We start from the raw sequence: 17,593 nt of genomic DNA, 5'->3' as shown, positions 1-17,593 counted from the left end.
TTTTAGTTACTTTCTTTAGAAACCCAAAGTTCAATGATTTCTCCTGTTTTCACCTGAGATCCAGCTTGAGGCGTTTGGGAAAACACCCGTCCAGCAGGAACAGTGTCGTTTGTCATGTAGATTTTTTGACCGACTCTTAGCCCAGAACCCAAAATAACGAACTCGGCCTCAGATTCTTCGAGCCCTAGCATATTGGGTACTTGAAGAATTTGATTTCCTAATCCGTCTCCCACCACCAAATCAATGGTAGCGCCTTTAGGGATATCAGCTCCTTCTGGAATGTTTTGACCTCTGTATTTTTGTTCCAGTACCACATTAATCCCGATATCCGGAACATACACAATATCTCCTCGTTCCAGACCCATATTGGCTAGAATTTCCTGAACGTTTTTAAGTTGTGTATTTACAAGGTTGGGCATTTTAAGAAGAGGAGCATTTCGCGCATTGAGCGTTAAGTAAATCTTTCGGCCATTTTTTACTAACGTATTTGATGCAGGAATATGTTTAAGGACAGCTAGCGGTTTGGCTTCCGTACTGTATGCAGAGTCAGGAGATACCTCATATTGGAGCCCCGCATCCTCAAGTTTTGATTTGACTTCATCAAACGTATATCCAGTCAATTCAGGTACAGACACAGTTTCTCCATGATTGGTATACATGGGTAGATAAAGCTTCAGAAACAGGTAGCCTAAAAGGGCTGAAAGTGCGAGAATAATAGTGAGATTGACTAGTACTTTTCTTAAAGAATATCCAAATGAACTCATGAGATAGGATTAGTATGGCTAAAGATACGTGGGAAATCTAAACTCCCCAACCTTTGGAATGAAACTCCAAATATCTGGATAGGCAAAAAATAAGCCGAAGCAAGTGCCTCGGCTTATTTTAAGGTTAATTAATAATTAGCCTCTTAGTCTCTCGGACCGTATCACTGGTAATTTTAATTACATAAACTCCTGGCCCAAAGAGCTCAGTTGCAAAAGTATAGGTTTGGTTCAGCGTCTGAGGATAGTCAATATCTTGAATCAAAGCACCTGAAGATGAGATAATTTGGATGTTGACAGTTTCAAAAGAAGACAAGTTGAATGCAAGATTAAAGAAATCGCTGGCTGGATTTGGGAAAAGGACGGTACGACCTTCTGCTGGAATCACAGGGTTTGGATTTGCACTGAGGAAAAGCTCTAGATTATCCAAGTAAATGGGTGAGTCTGAAGCAGACACTCCTGAGAGGGCGAAGGCCAGTCTGACTTCCGTTTTTCCAGTACCTGCAAAATCACTTAGATTCACATATTTTCTTGCGAAATCTCCGATGGTATTAGGATTTGAAGCGCCAACACCCACCGTAGAAAGCTCGGTGCCAGAAGCTGACCAAACTTCCACATAGGACTCTCCTCCATTTTCCGAGGCGAGTAGTTGAAGCTTGGTGGTGCCGCTTACTTCCCCGGCTGCTAGGTCAAAGAACAGGCTTGCTTGGCTTCGAGAAGATAAATCGAAAATAGGGGATGCGATCCAATAGCTGTTTCCAGCAACTGGAGAGTCAAATACCAATACGTTATTTGGTCCCTCGCCTGAGGAGGTGGCTTGGGTACGCCAGGCTGGGCCATCCGTTTCTGGATTTAATGTATTCCAAGAGGAGAGTACTCCGGGATTATTGAAGTTTTGCCTCCATGGACTTGAGATGGTCTGGGCATCTTCGATAATATACCTTACCAGACTATTCGAGTTATTCCCATTCATATCAAAATTAGGATCGAAGAGCGTGAAATCCATTCGATTTTTTCCAGTTCTCGTGGTGCGCATTCCAACCAAATTAGTCGTATCACCGGGCATAAGGGTGGATCCAGAGGCTACAAATGTTTCAACTTGAGATCCATTGGTACTTCTAGAGAACAGGAAGCTCGTGAGTGGTAAGTTCCCCGTATTCTTGATGGATACACGCTCTTGGGTTTGAGTACCATCCACAATAGGAGAGGGCAAAACAAGATTTATTATCTCAGCTTTGTAATTGAATTCCTCGTTTGGAAGGATTCTAATGTTCTTTAGATATAGATTATTTCCATATCCGTTTTGGGTGACAATGGCCAGCCGCACTGAGCCCAAATCAGCAAATTCATTTAGATTGAATAATTCTGTTCTGAATTGACTGGCATCTGTTGGGACAAACTCGTCCAAGGTAGGCTGAGAAGTCTCTAGCCTCGTTCCGAACTTATTATAGGTCGCTGAATTAATATCAAAACTTCCTCCGCAATCTGGAGATACGGCAACCAACAGACGATCTTGAAAGCCGGACTGCGCGTAGGGCCCATAAGCTACCTCAAACACCAACTGAGCATTTGGATACCTCGTCAGATCAATTTTTGGAGAGATAAAGTAATCTAATTGACCTTGGGCCTCATAGTCATAGTGATTGATCACAACGGCATCTTGAGTCTGTCCATTGATGGTAACCTGAGTATCTGACCAAGTGATCTCGCCATCTGGATTATCCACTACCCATTGCTCAGGAAACTGTGCTAAATCCAACGCGTAGGGCAATTCAATATTTCCTTGAATAACTGGATTGGTAATGGCTTCATTGTTATCCGGATTTTGATCAGCAACACCGTTAACGGATGTGATTCGGAAGATTACTTGGTTGGACTCTTGGGGTAAAGCCACCTCATTAAATATGATTTCCTCGCTATCTCCAGTTTCAAGATTAAAAGTGACATTCTTGTTTTCTGCCATTACTCCATTTACCAGCAATTGAATTCTTGCGCTGGTTAGTCTTTGTTCTCCTGCATTCAAAACCTCAATAGCAGGCTGAATTAATGGCTCGCAAGCAAAATCTGAGGGCTGAATAACTCGTAAAATTCCTAGGTCAAAATCAGGAAGAACAGGGTCTTCTGTTGCACGGTTATTTACCAAGGTGGTTCTTCGTGGACTATTTTCTAAAACCACATGGAATCGTTCAATTTGACCTAAAGTGAAAATATTCATACAGGCATCCGGTGTATAATCCATGTAGTTTTGGATCATATCATTTGTGCCACAGCTAAATCGAGATGGATTGGAATTACAGCTATTATTGGAATTGTCCTGAGGGGGAGTGTCTTCCACAAAGTCATCCACACCACATCCGCCGTCACCCCAGATATGCCTAAGGCCTAGATAGTGCCCCACTTCGTGAGTAGCAGTTCGTCCTAAAGAGGATCCAACTGCATTTCCACCCACACCAAAAAATCTATAATCTACAGTAACACCGTCCGTAATGACTGAAGTGGGAGCAAAATTTAAACCAGGCAGATCAGAAATGGGAAAAGATGCATAACCAATGAACGGTTGTACCAAGGGTACTACCCAAATGTTTAGATATTCTTCGGGATTCCATTGTGAAGTCTGCCCGATCAAAGTTGCATCGTCAGGACTATAGGTACTTTTAGGACCTTGGACACGGACGATACCTGTTGTAGGCAATCCTTGCTCATCTTGTCGAGCCAACACAAATTCAATATTCGCAGATCCTGCCACTGGCAAGAATTCAGTTGGTGTTCGAGAAGCATCGGCGTTGGTTCGGTTAAAGTCCTCGTTAAGGACTCTGATTTGTTCAAAAACCTGGGAATCTGGAATATTCGAACCTTGGCCCAGGGTGGTGCCACTGTGAATGATATGAACGACCACAGGGATTCTGATAGGGTCGTTTTGAGTTCTAGAAAGTACTTGTGGGCTATTCCTTCTTGACTCGATTTTTTTGTCAATCCAACTTTCGAAATAAGGCTTGGAAGCAAAATACCCAACCTGTTTTTCAAGTCGGGCTTCCAATATTCCGTGACCGCACTTTTCACCTCCTACATGCTGATGGATCGAAGAAGAATCGATGCTCTTTACAGTAAACTCCTGTGCAAATAGCTCTGAGGATATAAAAACCGTTCCGAATAGGAGTAAAAAAACGGTTAGATGACATTTTAAACTTTTGATCACAGAAGCAATATTAGGCGAGCGTAAGATTGATAGCCTCGACCTTTGTGATCTCTGGTATAGCTCTTTTGATCGCTTCTTCTACTCCAGCCTTTAGGGTCATGGTAGACATTGGACAAGAACCGCAGTTGCCAAGCATTTCTATTTTCAACACCATGTTTTCATCCAGCTCCACCACACGTACGTTTCCTCCATCCGCTTCGAGATAGGGGCGAATGCTATCTAATGCAGTCTCTATCTTATTTTTTAAGCTCTCTTCCATTTCGATTATGTGGTAATTTCTACCTTTTTGGTTTTGTTTTCTGACGCATTTCGAATAGCAACTTGTCTTGCTACTGTCTCCGCTAAACTTGTATACGCTTCTCTAGTCTTCCCGTTTTTAAATACTGCAGGAAAACCCGTATCTCCACTTTCCCTGATACTCTGTACTATTGGGATCTCTCCCAAAAACGGAACGTCATATTTAGCTGCAAGTTTTCGTCCTCCTTCTTTACCAAATAGGTAATATTTATTATCAGGTAATTCTTCGGGTGAAAAATAAGCCATATTTTCAACAACACCTAGAACGGGAACATTAATTTGTGGCTGCTGAAACATCGTTAATCCTTTGGTAGCGTCAGCCAAAGCCACCTTTTGAGGAGTGGTAACGATGATCGCTCCCGTGACTGGTACAGTTTGTACCATGGTGAGATGGATGTCAGAAGTGCCAGGTGGTAGATCAATCAAAAGGTAATCCAGCTCTCCCCATTCTACATCCGAAATAAACTGCCTCAAGGCCGAGCTAGCCATAGGACCACGCCAAACTACTGCACTTTCTGCAGGAGTTAGGAACCCAATAGAGATCAGCTTAACCCCATATTGCAAGATTGGGACGATTACGTTTTTTTCTCCCACCTTCTTCACTGTAGGTTGCTCGCCTTCCACATTAAACATCGTGGGAATAGACGGTCCTGAAATATCAGCATCGATGAGACCTACCTTGGCGCCAAGCTCAGCGAGTGAAACGGCTAAATTTACAGCGGTGGTAGATTTGCCTACGCCACCTTTTCCAGATGCTATTGCGATGATATTTTTAACATCGGGAAGTACTGGAGTGGCTTCCCGAACAGTGGTGACTTGAGAAGTCATAGTAATTTCCCACTCATAGGCATCCGCATAGTCCTCGCGAAGTACATCCAGACAATTATTTTTTATCACCTCCTTAAGCGGACATGCAGGAGTGGTCAATACTACGTTAAAGCTAACTTTATTACCATCTATGACTACTTTTTGAATCATTCCCAGAGTCACGAGATCTTTTTTCAGATCTGGATCATCTACTCTGGAAAGGGTTTTCAAAAGGGACTCTTTGGTTAAATTCATGGGGATTTGAGAAAATTTCCGAAATTTAGGCCTTATCTCCGCATTTAAAAAACGCGAGACTTATCCTGTCAAAATAACTAACTTTAGCAGGATGCAAATAGTTCTGTCGTCGCGCAGCCTTTTGCAAAGATTACAATGAAAAATATCCATGGGAATAAGTAAGATCACTACAGACAAGGTCAAGGAGCGAATGGACATCGAGGAGGTGGTCGGAGATTATGTTTCCCTGAAAAAGAAAGGACAAAATCTTTGGGCTTGCTGTCCCTTCCATGGAGAAAAAACTCCCTCTTTCTCTATTTCCCCAGCTAAGCAAATTTACAAATGCTTTGGCTGTGGTAAGGCAGGAGATCCTATACAGTTTGTGATGGATCTTGAGGGTATTGGCTTTCAGGAGGCTATTAGGCATTTAGCACAAAAATACGGGATTGAAGTAGAGGAGGAGGAAAATAGAACTCCAGAGCAAGATTTGGCTTTCAAAGAGCGGGAGAGCTTGTACATCGCGCTTTCTTTCGCTCGTGATTTTTTTGTAAAAAACCTTCAAACGGCCGAAGGTAAATCCATAGGATTGAGCTATTTCAAAGAAAGAGGTTTTACACCTACCGTCATCGAGAAATTCGATTTGGGCTATGCTTTAGATGGCTGGGATCACCTCCTCGAAGCTGGAAAAAAGGCAGGTTTTTCGGAAGATATACTTCTTAAAGCTGGACTTATTCTTCAAAAAGAATCAGACCCAAACAGAAAATACGATCGATTTAGAGGTCGTGTGACCTTTACTATCCACAACATCAGTGGTAAACCCATTGGTTTTGGAGCTAGAATCCTAACCAAGGATAAAAATCAGCCGAAATACATCAATTCTCCAGAGACCCCGGTTTACCACAAATCGGATGTGCTCTATGGTATGTATCAGGCTAAAAAGGCCATTCGAGACCAGGAAAATTGCTATTTGGTAGAAGGCTATACCGATGTGGTGTCTATGCACCTTTCTGGAATAGAAAATGTGGTAGCTTCATCCGGTACGTCTTTGACCGAAGGTCAGATTAAGCTAATCAAACGCTTTGCAGATCAGGTCACCGTCTTGTATGACGGAGATCCTGCCGGAATCAAAGCATCACTTCGAGGCATAGATTTACTTTTGGAAGGAGGGCTGAATGTCAAGGCCGTGGTTTTCCCAGAAGGCGAGGATCCTGATAGCTATTCGCGTAAGGTCGGCACTGAAGCCTTTCAGTCTTACCTCAAGGAGCACAGCAAAAACTTCATTGGGTTTAAAATCGAGCTGTACCAAGATGAAATTGCCTCAGATCCTATCAAAAAAGCAAATTTGATCAAGGAGGTGGTCCAAAGCATTAGCAAAATCCCAGACCCGATTCTTCGTTCGGTTTTCGCAAAGGAAGCGGCTCAATTGTTGGAAATCGGAGAAGAAATTCTCCATACTGAGCTGAATAAATCGCTCATTAAAAAGCAGCGAGAGGAAGTAAAGCGAGAGCAGGTAGAACAAGAAGCCGAAGTAGCTGTAAAAGAATTGCTAGGTGAAGAAGTTGCCACTTCTTTCCAAGATATATTGCGAATCCAAGAGAAAGAGATGATTCGACTCTTGTTGAATTATGGTGCGGAGCAGCTTGATGATGAAGGTCTGAGTTTATCCAAATACTTATTGGAAGAAGTGGCGGAATTGGAGTTCTTTAGTCCAATCCATCAAAAAATCCTGACCATTTTTAGAGATTTCCTCAAAGAGGGTAAAACTCCAACGGTTGACTATTTTGTAAAACTTGGAGACCCAAACATTCAAAAAGAAGTAATTGATTTGATTTCCACGCGTCATGAAGTTTCTCCTCATTGGCATGATAAACACCAAATTTTTATAAATTCTGAGGAGAGCGATCTGTCACAAACAGGGTTTAAGTCGATTCTCAGACTGAAGCGTAGACTCGTGCAGAAAATGATGGAAGAAGCCAAGGAAAAGTTAAAGCAAGGCGAAAAAGATCATTCGGATGAAAAAAAGATTCAAGAGCTTCAGGAAATTTATTTTGCTCTGAAAAAAGTTCAGGTAGAAATAGACAAGGAATTGGGGATTGTTATTGGTTAAACCAAACTTTCTTTGGTCTCTATCTGTTTTACGTGTCAAAGGGTGTAACTTTGCACCTTGATTGAATTTAATCCCAACTTCCATTGGAAAAATATAAGTTAGACCCCATCGAAGACGCAATTGAAGCCATTAAAAATGGCGAAGTGATCATTGTAGTCGATGATGAGGATCGTGAAAATGAGGGTGATTTTGTCTGTGCTGCAGAAAAAGTAACACCTGAAATTATCAATTTCATGGCCACTCATGGCCGAGGGTTAATTTGTGCCCCTTTGATCGAAGATCGCTGTGAAGTCCTAGGACTAGAGATGATGGTGGGGCAGAATACGGCTGCTTTCGAGACACCGTTTACTGTCTCTGTCGATCTGATAGGACATGGTTGCACGACGGGAATTTCTACTTCGGACAGAGCGAAGACAATTCAAGCTTTGGTGGACGATAGCATCGAACCACATGAATTGGGTAAGCCAGGTCATATCTTTCCACTCAAAGCCAAAAGAGGAGGAGTACTCAGAAGAGCAGGGCATACTGAGGCTGCCATAGATTTTTCAAGATTGGCTGGATTGCAGCCGGCGGGTGTATTGGTAGAAATAATGAATGAGGATGGCACCATGGCCAGACTTACAGATCTATATAAAGTCGCTGAAAGATTCAATTTGAAGCTTGTATCTATCAAAGATTTGATCGCTTATCGCCTAAAAACGGAAAGTCTGATCAAAAGAGAAATCGGGGTAAATATGCCTACCGTTTCTGGTGATTTTGAATTGATCGCCTTTCGGCAAACCAATACCGATGAGATTCATCTCGCACTGATCAAGGGGACATGGGATGAAGATGAACCGATTTTGGTTCGAGTACATTCATCTTGCATGACAGGTGATATTTTCGGCTCATGCCGATGTGATTGTGGACCTCAGCTTCACGCAGCCTTGAAAATGGTGGAGGATGAAGGGAAAGGTGTGGTGCTTTACATGAATCAAGAGGGTAGGGGTATAGGATTGATCAATAAACTGAAAGCGTACAAGCTTCAGGAGGAGGGAATGGATACTGTTCAGGCCAATTTGGCTCTAGGTCTTCCGATGGACAGTCGAGATTACGGTGTGGGAGCCCAAATTTTGCGCGACTTGAATGTGAGTAAGATTAGACTCATCTCAAACAATCCCAAGAAGCGAGTTGGACTACTCGGATATGGATTAGAAATCGTAGAGCAGGTTCCTATCGAAATTGCTCCCAATCCTCACAATGCTAAATATCTGGAGACCAAAAGAGATAAAATGGGTCACAATATTCTAAAGTGATAGAAAGTTATTATTTTGATAGATATCAATTAAAATCACAGAAGTAATTCAACCCTCCCCGGGCTGTTTCGTAAAACATAACATGATGAAAGCAATTGTCAAACTATATGCTCTTATCCCTGTATTCAGCCTTCTGATATTTTCGGGCTACGCCCAAGATGAGTTTCCCTCTCAGATTTGGCACAAGGGTAACGTCTATGGCATAGACGGCCAAGGAGTTTCGGGACTTTTGAAGTATGACTTGGATAATAATCTCGTTCAAATGAAGGGAGATGTGATTCAGACACTAACCGCTGCCAATGTTGCTTATTTTGAGATTTTTGACGAGGTATACGGCGGGGTGAGAAAATTCTACAGCCTTCCATACGCCCTGAATGGGGATTACGAAGTACCTGTCTTTTTTGAGGTACTTACTGAAGGAGATCAAATTGCTCTGCTGTGCAGAGAATATATCGCTACAGACGCTCGAAATATCAATACAATGGGCGGAATGGGAATGAATCCATTCTTTGGACCTCAAACCATGATGGGCTATCGCTTGGCCTTTAATTATTATTTTTTCAAGGAGGGAGCGATCGAACGCTATAGTATGAAAAAGCGTGATTTGTTTGAGATGCTGCCTGGTTATGAAGATGAAATCAGCCTCTTTATGCGAAAGAATCGCCTTGAACATGACAAGCGCGGAGATTTGCTGCGAATCACAGCCTACTACAACGAACTAGACAAAAACTAATGTCAAAACCTCTTATTCTCGTCTCTAACGATGACGGGATCACTTCCAAAGGAATTCGAGTCCTAGTATCTGTTATGAAAAAGCTTGGCGAGGTCGTCGTGGTCGCGCCGGATAGTCCACAGTCGGGAATGGGGCATGCCATTACGATCGGTGAGACCTTGAGACTTAGTGGAGAAGATATTTTTGAAGGAGTGGAGGCATACAAGTCGAGTGGTACGCCTGCAGATTGCGTAAAACTGGCCAAGCATTACGTTTTGAAAGGGCGAACGCCAGATTTGGTAGTAAGTGGCATCAATCACGGATCCAACACTTCTATTTCTGTTTTGTATTCTGGCACCATGTCAGCTGCCATCGAGGGAGCGCTTGAAGGCTTACCTTCTATCGGGTTTAGCCTTTGTGATTATTCTTCCAAAGCAGATTTTTCTCACATCGAAGAATGGGTGGAGCGAATAGCTCGACAAGTCCTAGAGAATGGAATTAACAAAGGTATAGCACTAAATGTCAACTTTCCTCCAAAGCAAAATGAGAGCATTCGCGGAGTAAAAGTTTGTCGGCAGGCTGACGCCAAATGGCAAGAGGAATTTGATGAGCGATTTGACCCAACCGGTCGAAAGTATTTTTGGCTTGCAGGAAATTTTGTGAACTTCGATAAAGGAGAAGACAATGATGAGTGGGCTATCGCAAACAATTACGTTTCAATTGTCCCTTGTCAGTATGACCTGACAGCACATCATGCTATTAGTCAGATCAATAAATCTTGGGATTGGGAGCAACTTAAGCCCTAAGCTCAAACGAATTTCACAAAGCCGGCGGCACAAGTATTCTCCAGGATTGGTAAGTCTTTTAGAATGCCGAAATGCTTCATTTTTGCTAAAGCATCTTGCATTTCGACTCTAGATATTTCTGAATTCAAATTCCATTTTGTCTCACTAATCCACTTCAGCACATCCTCTAGAGGAAGTTCATAATTCTCTGCAATTAACTGCGGTGTTTTTGGATCTTCAGATATGTGAGAATTGGTTTGATATACCAAATCCATCAACCTAATTAATGCTTCCTGATGTGACCGGATAGTATCCTCTTTTGCTATCACTACAAAACAAGGCCAAGGGCTCGCCACCTCTCCAATTCGTATCATTTCGCCCGAATCCACATGAGGTTTGGTAGTAAATTTTTCCCAAAGAAACATTTCATTTCCATGGTTTTGCATTCGGTCAAGGGCTCCTGGGAGGTTGTTGACAATTTCAAACTCCAGCTTTTCGGAATTCCATTTTTCTCGATCAGCCAGAACTCTAGCCATCAATTCAGAACCCGAACCTTTTCGACTGATTAAAAATTTCGGTTCCAGAATCAGAGACAAGTCTGAGACAGTGCTTTTGGGTGAAATGTGAATTCCCCAATTAAGAGGGCTTTGCACAAATAGACCCAAAATCTTTATGCTCGGATCAGATTCATACTTTTTAAAAAAACTTTCGGTAAGGACGATTGCCACATCTGTTTCACCTTCGTCCAAAGCCTCTAACATTTTGCCGGAGCCTCGAGATTCTTCCACCCACTTTAGCTGAATACTCAAATCTGTAAGGGGTTGAGTTGGAATCAAAGTGGTCCAAGGGAAATTGAAATGCTCCGGAACTCCGGTGATTGTTAGGGTCTTCATATTAGATCTTTAGCCAAAAATAAGAAAGCCGATTCTTTTCAAAATCGGCTTTCCTCAGATATTTCTAATTAATCATGAGTAACACTTCGGTCGCGGATGAAAAGATTGCTCAGCCCGGCTAGAATTAACAGGGTTCCCGCCAAGAGCATTGTATTGATTACCTCTTCGCCAAATAGAAATTTGTATAGAAAATTTACTCCGCCGAGAGCAGCAATGATTTGTGGGATTACAATAAACATATTGAAAATTCCCATAAATACCCCCATTCTTTTTGGGTCCACTGAGCTTGAAAGCATGGCATAAGGCATAGACAAAATACTTGCCCATGCTATTCCCACGAGGGAAAAACAGATATGGAGCATCCAGGCTTCTTTAATGAAATAGATCAAAATAAACCCGAATCCACCAAGGATCAAACTTGTCATATGAACGAGTTTTCTATTGATTTTCATGCGACTAGCGACAAATGAAAGCCCCAAAGCGAAGAACATGGATACAAGGCCATAGGTCCCGAGATAGCTACCTACGCTATCGGCAGCGTCGTTATAAGCAGCCGAACTGGTGTCTGTTGCCCCAAAAATATGCTCCGTAATTGCCGGAGTCGCAAAGCTCCACATGGTGAAGAAAGCAAACCAAGAAAAGAACTGTACCAATCCCAATTGCTGCATCACTTTGGGCATAGTAGTGATGTTATCGAAGATTTCTTTCATGCCAGAGAAAGCACCTTTTTTGGCTGCTTTTTCCCGCTCAAATTCCTCCATGTCCTCAGGAGGATACTCTTCTGTGGTAAGGATGGTGTACAGAATCGAGCTGAAAAGAACGAAAGCACCTATCCCAAAAGCATATTTCACGGAATCAGGCACTACACCATCCGGAGCAGTATTGGGAACACCAAGTTGGGTCATCATCCAGGGAAGGTTTGAAGCTACCCAAGTGCCTATCCCGATAATGAGAGTTTGTACCACAAATCCGTACGAACGCTGAGAATCTGGAAGCTTATCTGCAACCAAAGCCCGAAATGGCTCCATACTCACATTGATCGAGGCATCCAAAATCCATAAAGCACCTGCTGCCATCCAAAGTGCGGAGGAGTAGGGAGCAAAAAACAAGGCAATTGTACTGAAGACTGCTCCGAAGAAAAAGAAGGGCTTTCTCCGTCCAAATCGTGGGTGCCAAGTTCGATCACTTAAATATCCCACAATCGGCTGGACCAATAATCCAGTGAGCGGTGCAGCAATCCAAAGAAATGGAATGGCATCTTTATCCGCACCCAAAGTTTGAAAAATTCGGGACATGAATCCACCTTGAAGGGCAAATCCAAACTGGATTCCAAGAAATCCAAAGCTCATATTCCAGATTTGCCAGAAACTGAGTTTTTTCTTTTGTTCGGTCATTTTGGGCTGATTAGAAGAATAAGAGCTTAAAGCTGTATGGTTATTCGTTTGGTAGAATTTGGGATTTCAATGAAAGTTAAATCCTGGATTTCATGGAAAGGATGGGATGTTTCTGGCAACGGGTCAAACTCAGTAAGCTTACCAAGGAAAGCAAAATTTTCAGATTTTACCTTGACAGATTCTCCATTTACTTGAACCTCTTTTCCTTTAAAATCATGGAAATAGATCCTCAATTGATCAAAATCGCTTGAATACTCTCCGTCGACTTCGGTCAATTCTATTGTTTTGGTTTTTGCAGAATAGTTTAGCTTTCTTTTCGAGTGAGCACCCTTTTTATATTCTAAACTCAAGCCGTCATCCTCATAATGAATAAATGAACAGTCCTGCTCCCCTGGATAGGTATGGATGCTCAAAACTCCATCCGTCTGCTCAGCAGTATGAGATACCTCAGACTGGCAGGTAAATAGACTGGACTCCTTCACAAATACAGGTAAATAATTCAGTGGACATTCTACAAAATGAGTTCTTCGTCCTTCAAACTTTTCATCCGAATACAAAGAATACCAAGTCCCAGCGGGTAGGTATACTTTCATGATTTCTTTGGTGGACTCTACAGGAGCTACCAAAAATCTATCACAGAAAATATATTCATTTTGAAAATCAGATAGATAGATCCTCTCATCTTGAGGATAATCTACTGCCAAACTAGCAGAAATAGGTTGTCCATTTTTCGAAGAAGAATAGAATGAACTGTAAAGCGTTGGAAGTAATTTATAGCGAAGCTTCATGTAGTTTCTGGAGATTTCTTCCACCTCTTCCCCAAAAGCCCAAGGCTCAGCATCATTGCTGTTGATCATGGAATGTGCGCGAAAAAATGGAGAGAAGGTGGCAATGCTCATCCATCTGGCAAAAAGGCTCTTGCTCGCTTCACCAGCAAATCCACCTACATCGTATCCTGCAAAAGAAACTCCACTCAAACCAAGCGAATTGACCAAACGAACCCCGGCTAGCATATGCTCTTCCGATGCTACATTATCACCAGTCCAAGCAGCAGCATGTCTTTGGATTCCGGCAAAACCTGCCCGAGTAAGTACAAAGGGCCTTTCTTTTGGGTTTTGGAAGGCAGATCCTTCTTGGGCACTTCGCGCCATTTGCATGCCATAAATATTCCTGGCTTTGCGATGTGACGCTCCTTGGCCTTCGTAATCAAACTCAATTAAATTTGGAGTGAATTGTCCCCAAGAGGCTGGCTCATTCATATCTGTCCAGAAGCCATCCACCCCGGCATCGGTGTAAAACTGCATTTTCTCCACCCACCAATCACGGGTCTCTTTTTTGGTGAAATCCGGAAATGCACACCATCCTGGCCAGACCTGTGCCTCGTATTCAGCCCCGTCAGGGTAGCTTACGAAAAGTCCTTTTTCACTTCCCTCATCATATGGGAGATATCCTTTTTCGGTTTTGATCCCCGGATCCATGATCACCACTACTCTAAAACCCTGAGTTTTTAGATGAGCGATCAGGGCTTTGGGATCTGGAAATTTCTCTCCATCGAAAGTAAAAACTTTATAAGCCTCCATGTGATGAATATCCAAGTAAATCACATCAGCCGGCATGTCTTTGTCTCGAAAAGTTCTAGCAACTGTATATATTTCAGAATCAGGATAGTACGAATATCGGCACTGTTGGAAGCCGAGGGCCCATTTTGGAGGCATTTCCATCCTTCCTGTAAGATGAGTATAAGAGGAGATGATCTCGCTTATGGAATTTTCATGAAAAAAGTAATAGTCCATGTCTCCATCTTCAGCTCCAAAGTAAATGAATCGACGAGTGGAGGCCCCAAAATTGAAAACAGATTTATGCGTATTATCGAGGAAAATGCCGTAGCTCCCTTGAGCATGTGTTCCAATGAAAAACGGAATACTCATATAAAGCGGATCGTCACCTGTTCCGTAGGCAAAATAGTCCGTATTCCAATTGGTATAGGCACTTCCAAAGCGATTAAGTCCTCCGGTTTTTTCCCCAAGACCAATAAATTTTTCGTTGGCTTGGACTTTTTTATAGGTATTTACTTCCGTCCCTATCCAGCCTGTTGCTAGTGAATCATCTTCATTTAAGACTGTTCCATCTAACTTCAAAAAAGTCAACTGAAAATTATTCTTTTGGATCTTTAGCCTGAGCTGACTGGTTTGGATTTGAAGACTACTCGAGTCCTCAGTAATTTCAAAACCAGAGGTCAAGGGCTCAGTAACCACCGAATAGGGATTTTCCTCAAAGGAGCTAAATCTTGAAGCCTGAACCCGGATCAAGCCCGAACCATACACGGTAAATTTAAACTTTCCTGTGGTGGTAGCTCCTTCTATTCCGCTTTCGTTTTCTTTCCAGAAATCTATGGCTCCGAAGGCTGAAAATCGTGCGGATTGGAGACGTTCCTGAAGGGTTATATCTGTAGTAGGCATAGTATTAAAATCGGCTAGATATACGTAGTCAAGCACTAATATTGGAAAGGAAAACTAATCTGAAAAATCCCAGACGTCTTCGAATGCCATATTTTTTCTACAAAAAGTATGAAAATATAGATTCTCAGAAAAAGCAGGCCTATTCAATCGATTGCACTTTTTTTTCTCAAAAAATGAAAAAAAAATAGGGCTACATGCGCACAGAAGACTTTCTTACCAGAAGTTCTGTATTCAGGACGATCGGATCTTTTACTGAATCGTATTCAATTTTCTTTTCGATAATATCCAAAAGAAGGGTAGTGGATCTTACTCCCATTTGGTATCCTGGCTGGGCCACAGAAGTTAGGCTTGGCTCAATCATGGAGCAAAACTGCCAGTTGCTGAAACCCACGATTCCCATTTCCTCTGGGACTTTTATTCCGGCATTTTTGCAGGCCATCATGGCCCCTACGGCAGCCATATCATTGCTGGCAAAGAATGCATCTGGCTTGGTTTGGGGATTTTTCAAAAGGGCCTCCGCTACGCCATAGGCCTCTTCATTCGTTCCTTTGGCACATTCTACGATGAAATCTTCATTTACTTCAATCCCATGATTGTAGAGAGCATCACGATATCCTTTCTCCCTATTTTGACTGATTTTGAGTTTACTTGGACCTTTCAGGTGTGCGATGGAAGTGTATCCCTGATGAATCAGATGGGTGGTGGCTTCATATGCTCCCTGATAGTCATCTACTGTAACAGAAATAGACTCCTTTAAGTCGGGAGACCGATCAAAGAAAACAATAGGAAAACCGAAATTCAAAAGCTTTTCGAAATGATCGAAATCGGTAGTCTCTTTAGAGAAACTCACCAAGAATCCATCAATTTGGTTGGATAGCATGGTGTCAATACTTGACTTTTCTCGGTCTAGACTTTCATTGGTTTGGGATAGGATCACATTATACCCTCTGGCCTGAGCGACTTCTTCTATCCCACTGATCACGGTGGAAAAAAAGAAATGAACTACCTCCGGAATGATCACACCAATGGTATACGAACGACTTTTACGCAGCGACAATGCCACAGCATTTGGTCGATAATTTAGTCGCTCAGCTACTTCTTTGACTTTGCGCTTGGTCTCATCGCTGATCCCAGGGTAATCTTTTAATGCTCTAGAGACGGTGGAGGAGGAGACACCCAGTTCGTTGGCGATATCTTTTATTGTGGCCTGTCCTATTTTCATAAATTATACTATTCCAAGATTTTAATTCACTTAATGAAAATTTGATTTAGAAGTCGGTCAGCTAATTCATTCCTTCCCAATAAAAGGGAAATTTTAGGATTTTTTTCCAATGGCTAGAAAAAAGATTTTTTATGCAATCGTCAACGCAAACGATTGCAATAAAAAATTAGTCCTAGGACCTATTAGCGCTCTTGCATGGATTGAATTTGCTTTTTAATATCAGTTAAGGAAACTCAGAAAATGCCAATGGAGGCCAAAAGTCTAGTAGGCAAGCCTTGAATTATAAACAGGTAGAATATAATTAAATCAAGTACCAAAATAAAACAACAATTAAATCCTTATGAAAGTATTGAGTAAAATTGGATGGGTTCTCGCTTTGTTCCCACTGATCCTAGCTTGTGAGCCATATGAAGCTCCGCCAATTATTCCACAAACAGGCTCTGTCTTGGTCAGCCCTGAAAATGGTGGAAATCTTGTATTAAGCATTGAAAATGCCGAACAGGTGATTCCTTTTCAAGTGACAATTCCAGATTTCGGAATGGATGGAAACGTGACCTATATCCTTGAAATGGATGCGGCAGGTGCGAGTTTCGCTAGCCCTGTAGAGGTAGGAAATTCTGCTACGACTACTATTGAGGTGGTTACACAAGAGTTAAACGAAGCTTTAGTCGCAAAAGGATTACCAGTTGGGACTTCAAGCGAAGTTGAATTTAGAGTTAAATCTTCTATCGATGTGGCTCTGATGCCTATTTATGGAAATACAACCACGTTGAATGTAACTCCTTATGATGCATTTGTTGATTTTCCTGCTTTGTATGTACCTGGTGACTATCAAGGTTGGAATCCTGGAAATGAAATGACAGTGTTGAAGTCAGTTAACTTTGATAAAAAATTCACTGGTTTTGTACATATCCTGGGCGGTAGCGGAGAGTTTAAGTTTACTGAAGAAAACGATTGGGTAGACGGAAAAAACTACGGTGATAACGGAGCAGATGGTACCTTGGAAAATGCATCTGATGCATCAAATATTAAAGTGACAAAGTTTGGCACGTTTGAAGTCAATGTAGACATGAATACCAAAACATATACACTTTCTGATCCACTTCTTTGGGGTATAATCGGAGATGCTACTCCAGGTGGATGGGATTCTGAAACTCCAATGAATTTCAATAAGGACCTCAACGTTTTGACCATTACCGCAGACTTAAAAGCTGGAGAAATGAAGTTCAGAGCAAACCAAAATTGGGACTTCAATTATGGTGGAAGTGATGGAGACTTGGAAGCTGGTGGAGATAACATTCCGGTAGCTGAAGCTGGTAATTACACTGTTACGTTGAATTTCAACGAGCCAGGCGAAGTAACCTATACGCTGACAAAAAATTAAATTGACTAAATTTTAGTCTCATTTGACCGGTTTTGGAGAATTGCTTC

Annotated in this window: 13 protein-coding genes; 5 read left to right on the top strand and 8 right to left on the bottom strand. The window is 42.1% G+C overall.

Going from position 1 to position 17,593, the window contains the following annotated elements; genetic code table 11:
- Positions 1 to 2: 2 nt before the first annotated feature.
- The 4 genes from ACFOSV_RS16100 to ACFOSV_RS16085 all read right to left on the bottom strand — a co-directional run bounded on the left by ACFOSV_RS16100 (position 3) and on the right by ACFOSV_RS16085 (position 5,316).
- Complete coding sequence (locus ACFOSV_RS16100) at positions 3 to 764, bottom strand: PASTA domain-containing protein (RefSeq protein WP_377907069.1); 762 nt, start codon at positions 762 to 764, stop codon at positions 3 to 5.
- Between the two features lie 124 nt (positions 765 to 888).
- Entirely contained in the window at positions 889 to 3,957 is a 3,069-nt protein-coding gene (locus ACFOSV_RS16095) for a M43 family zinc metalloprotease (protein WP_377907068.1), read from the bottom strand.
- Between the two features lie 10 nt (positions 3,958 to 3,967).
- Complete coding sequence (locus ACFOSV_RS16090; protein ID WP_377907067.1) at positions 3,968 to 4,216, bottom strand: NifU family protein; 249 nt, start codon at positions 4,214 to 4,216, stop codon at positions 3,968 to 3,970.
- A gap of 5 nt (positions 4,217 to 4,221) precedes the next feature.
- The gene (locus ACFOSV_RS16085; RefSeq protein WP_377907066.1) at positions 4,222 to 5,316 is read right to left on the bottom strand and encodes an Mrp/NBP35 family ATP-binding protein; all 1,095 of its coding nucleotides are present in this window, start codon (positions 5,314 to 5,316) and stop codon (positions 4,222 to 4,224) included.
- Between the two features lie 148 nt (positions 5,317 to 5,464).
- Here ACFOSV_RS16085 and dnaG point away from each other — a divergent pair, with 148 nt between their 5' ends.
- From dnaG to surE, 4 genes are all read left to right on the top strand, one after another.
- On the top strand, positions 5,465 to 7,402 hold the full coding sequence (gene dnaG, locus ACFOSV_RS16080) for a DNA primase (protein WP_377907065.1): 1,938 nt from the start codon (positions 5,465 to 5,467) through the stop codon (positions 7,400 to 7,402).
- An 83-nt stretch (positions 7,403 to 7,485) separates the two neighbouring features.
- Positions 7,486 to 8,697, top strand: a complete 1,212-nt coding sequence (locus ACFOSV_RS16075; RefSeq protein ID WP_377907064.1) for a bifunctional 3,4-dihydroxy-2-butanone-4-phosphate synthase/GTP cyclohydrolase II — start codon at positions 7,486 to 7,488, stop codon at positions 8,695 to 8,697.
- Between the two features lie 82 nt (positions 8,698 to 8,779).
- A complete protein-coding gene (locus tag ACFOSV_RS16070; RefSeq protein WP_377907063.1) occupies positions 8,780 to 9,430 on the top strand; it encodes a hypothetical protein in 651 nt (216 codons plus the stop codon).
- The gene (surE, locus tag ACFOSV_RS16065) at positions 9,430 to 10,215 is read left to right on the top strand and encodes a 5'/3'-nucleotidase SurE (RefSeq protein ID WP_377907062.1); all 786 of its coding nucleotides are present in this window, start codon (positions 9,430 to 9,432) and stop codon (positions 10,213 to 10,215) included. The genes ACFOSV_RS16070 and surE overlap by 1 nt, the downstream gene beginning before the upstream one ends.
- Before the next feature lie 2 nt (positions 10,216 to 10,217).
- Here surE and ACFOSV_RS16060 read toward each other — a convergent pair whose 3' ends face one another.
- The 4 genes from ACFOSV_RS16060 to ACFOSV_RS16045 form a co-directional block, all read right to left on the bottom strand.
- Positions 10,218 to 11,087 carry an ABC transporter substrate-binding protein gene (locus ACFOSV_RS16060; protein WP_377907061.1) on the bottom strand — a complete coding sequence of 290 codons (870 nt, stop codon included), beginning with the start codon at positions 11,085 to 11,087 and terminating at the stop codon, positions 10,218 to 10,220.
- A 68-nt stretch (positions 11,088 to 11,155) separates the two neighbouring features.
- Complete coding sequence (locus ACFOSV_RS16055; RefSeq protein WP_377907060.1) at positions 11,156 to 12,481, bottom strand: MFS transporter; 1,326 nt, start codon at positions 12,479 to 12,481, stop codon at positions 11,156 to 11,158.
- A gap of 26 nt (positions 12,482 to 12,507) precedes the next feature.
- Entirely contained in the window at positions 12,508 to 14,940 is a 2,433-nt protein-coding gene (locus ACFOSV_RS16050; protein WP_377907059.1) for a glycoside hydrolase family 31 protein, read from the bottom strand.
- Positions 14,941 to 15,130: 190 nt separating this feature from the next.
- Positions 15,131 to 16,162 (bottom strand): LacI family DNA-binding transcriptional regulator, encoded by a 1,032-nt coding sequence (locus tag ACFOSV_RS16045; protein ID WP_377907058.1) that lies wholly within the window; start codon positions 16,160 to 16,162, stop codon positions 15,131 to 15,133.
- 340 nt (positions 16,163 to 16,502) lie between these two features.
- On the opposite strand from ACFOSV_RS16045, the gene ACFOSV_RS16040 reads away from it, so the two are divergent.
- Positions 16,503 to 17,546 (top strand): SusE domain-containing protein, encoded by a 1,044-nt coding sequence (locus ACFOSV_RS16040; protein WP_377907057.1) that lies wholly within the window; start codon positions 16,503 to 16,505, stop codon positions 17,544 to 17,546.
- Positions 17,547 to 17,593: the final 47 nt, after the last annotated feature.

This window comes from Algoriphagus namhaensis (assembly GCF_042649705.1).
Taxonomy (GTDB): domain Bacteria; phylum Bacteroidota; class Bacteroidia; order Cytophagales; family Cyclobacteriaceae; genus Algoriphagus; species Algoriphagus namhaensis.
The sequence above is the reverse complement of the archived record's forward strand: the minus strand, read 5'-3'. Positions and strand labels throughout refer to the sequence as shown.

What these genes read in the sequence shown, in the direction of transcription:
- ACFOSV_RS16100 (WP_377907069.1), bottom strand. Translation starts at nt 764, where the DNA reads ATGAGTTCATTTGGATATTCTTTAAGAAAAGTACTAGTCAATCTCACT.
- ACFOSV_RS16090 (WP_377907067.1), bottom strand. Translation starts at nt 4,216, where the DNA reads ATGGAAGAGAGCTTAAAAAATAAGATAGAGACTGCATTAGATAGCATT.
- ACFOSV_RS16085 (WP_377907066.1), bottom strand. Translation starts at nt 5,316, where the DNA reads ATGAATTTAACCAAAGAGTCCCTTTTGAAAACCCTTTCCAGAGTAGAT.
- dnaG (WP_377907065.1), top strand. Translation starts at nt 5,465, where the DNA reads ATGGGAATAAGTAAGATCACTACAGACAAGGTCAAGGAGCGAATGGAC.
- ACFOSV_RS16070 (WP_377907063.1), top strand. Translation starts at nt 8,780, where the DNA reads ATGATGAAAGCAATTGTCAAACTATATGCTCTTATCCCTGTATTCAGC.
- surE (WP_377907062.1), top strand. Translation starts at nt 9,430, where the DNA reads ATGTCAAAACCTCTTATTCTCGTCTCTAACGATGACGGGATCACTTCC.
- ACFOSV_RS16060 (WP_377907061.1), bottom strand. Translation starts at nt 11,087, where the DNA reads ATGAAGACCCTAACAATCACCGGAGTTCCGGAGCATTTCAATTTCCCT.
- ACFOSV_RS16055 (WP_377907060.1), bottom strand. Translation starts at nt 12,481, where the DNA reads ATGACCGAACAAAAGAAAAAACTCAGTTTCTGGCAAATCTGGAATATG.
- ACFOSV_RS16050 (WP_377907059.1), bottom strand. Translation starts at nt 14,940, where the DNA reads ATGCCTACTACAGATATAACCCTTCAGGAACGTCTCCAATCCGCACGA.
- ACFOSV_RS16045 (WP_377907058.1), bottom strand. Translation starts at nt 16,162, where the DNA reads ATGAAAATAGGACAGGCCACAATAAAAGATATCGCCAACGAACTGGGT.
- ACFOSV_RS16040 (WP_377907057.1), top strand. Translation starts at nt 16,503, where the DNA reads ATGAAAGTATTGAGTAAAATTGGATGGGTTCTCGCTTTGTTCCCACTG.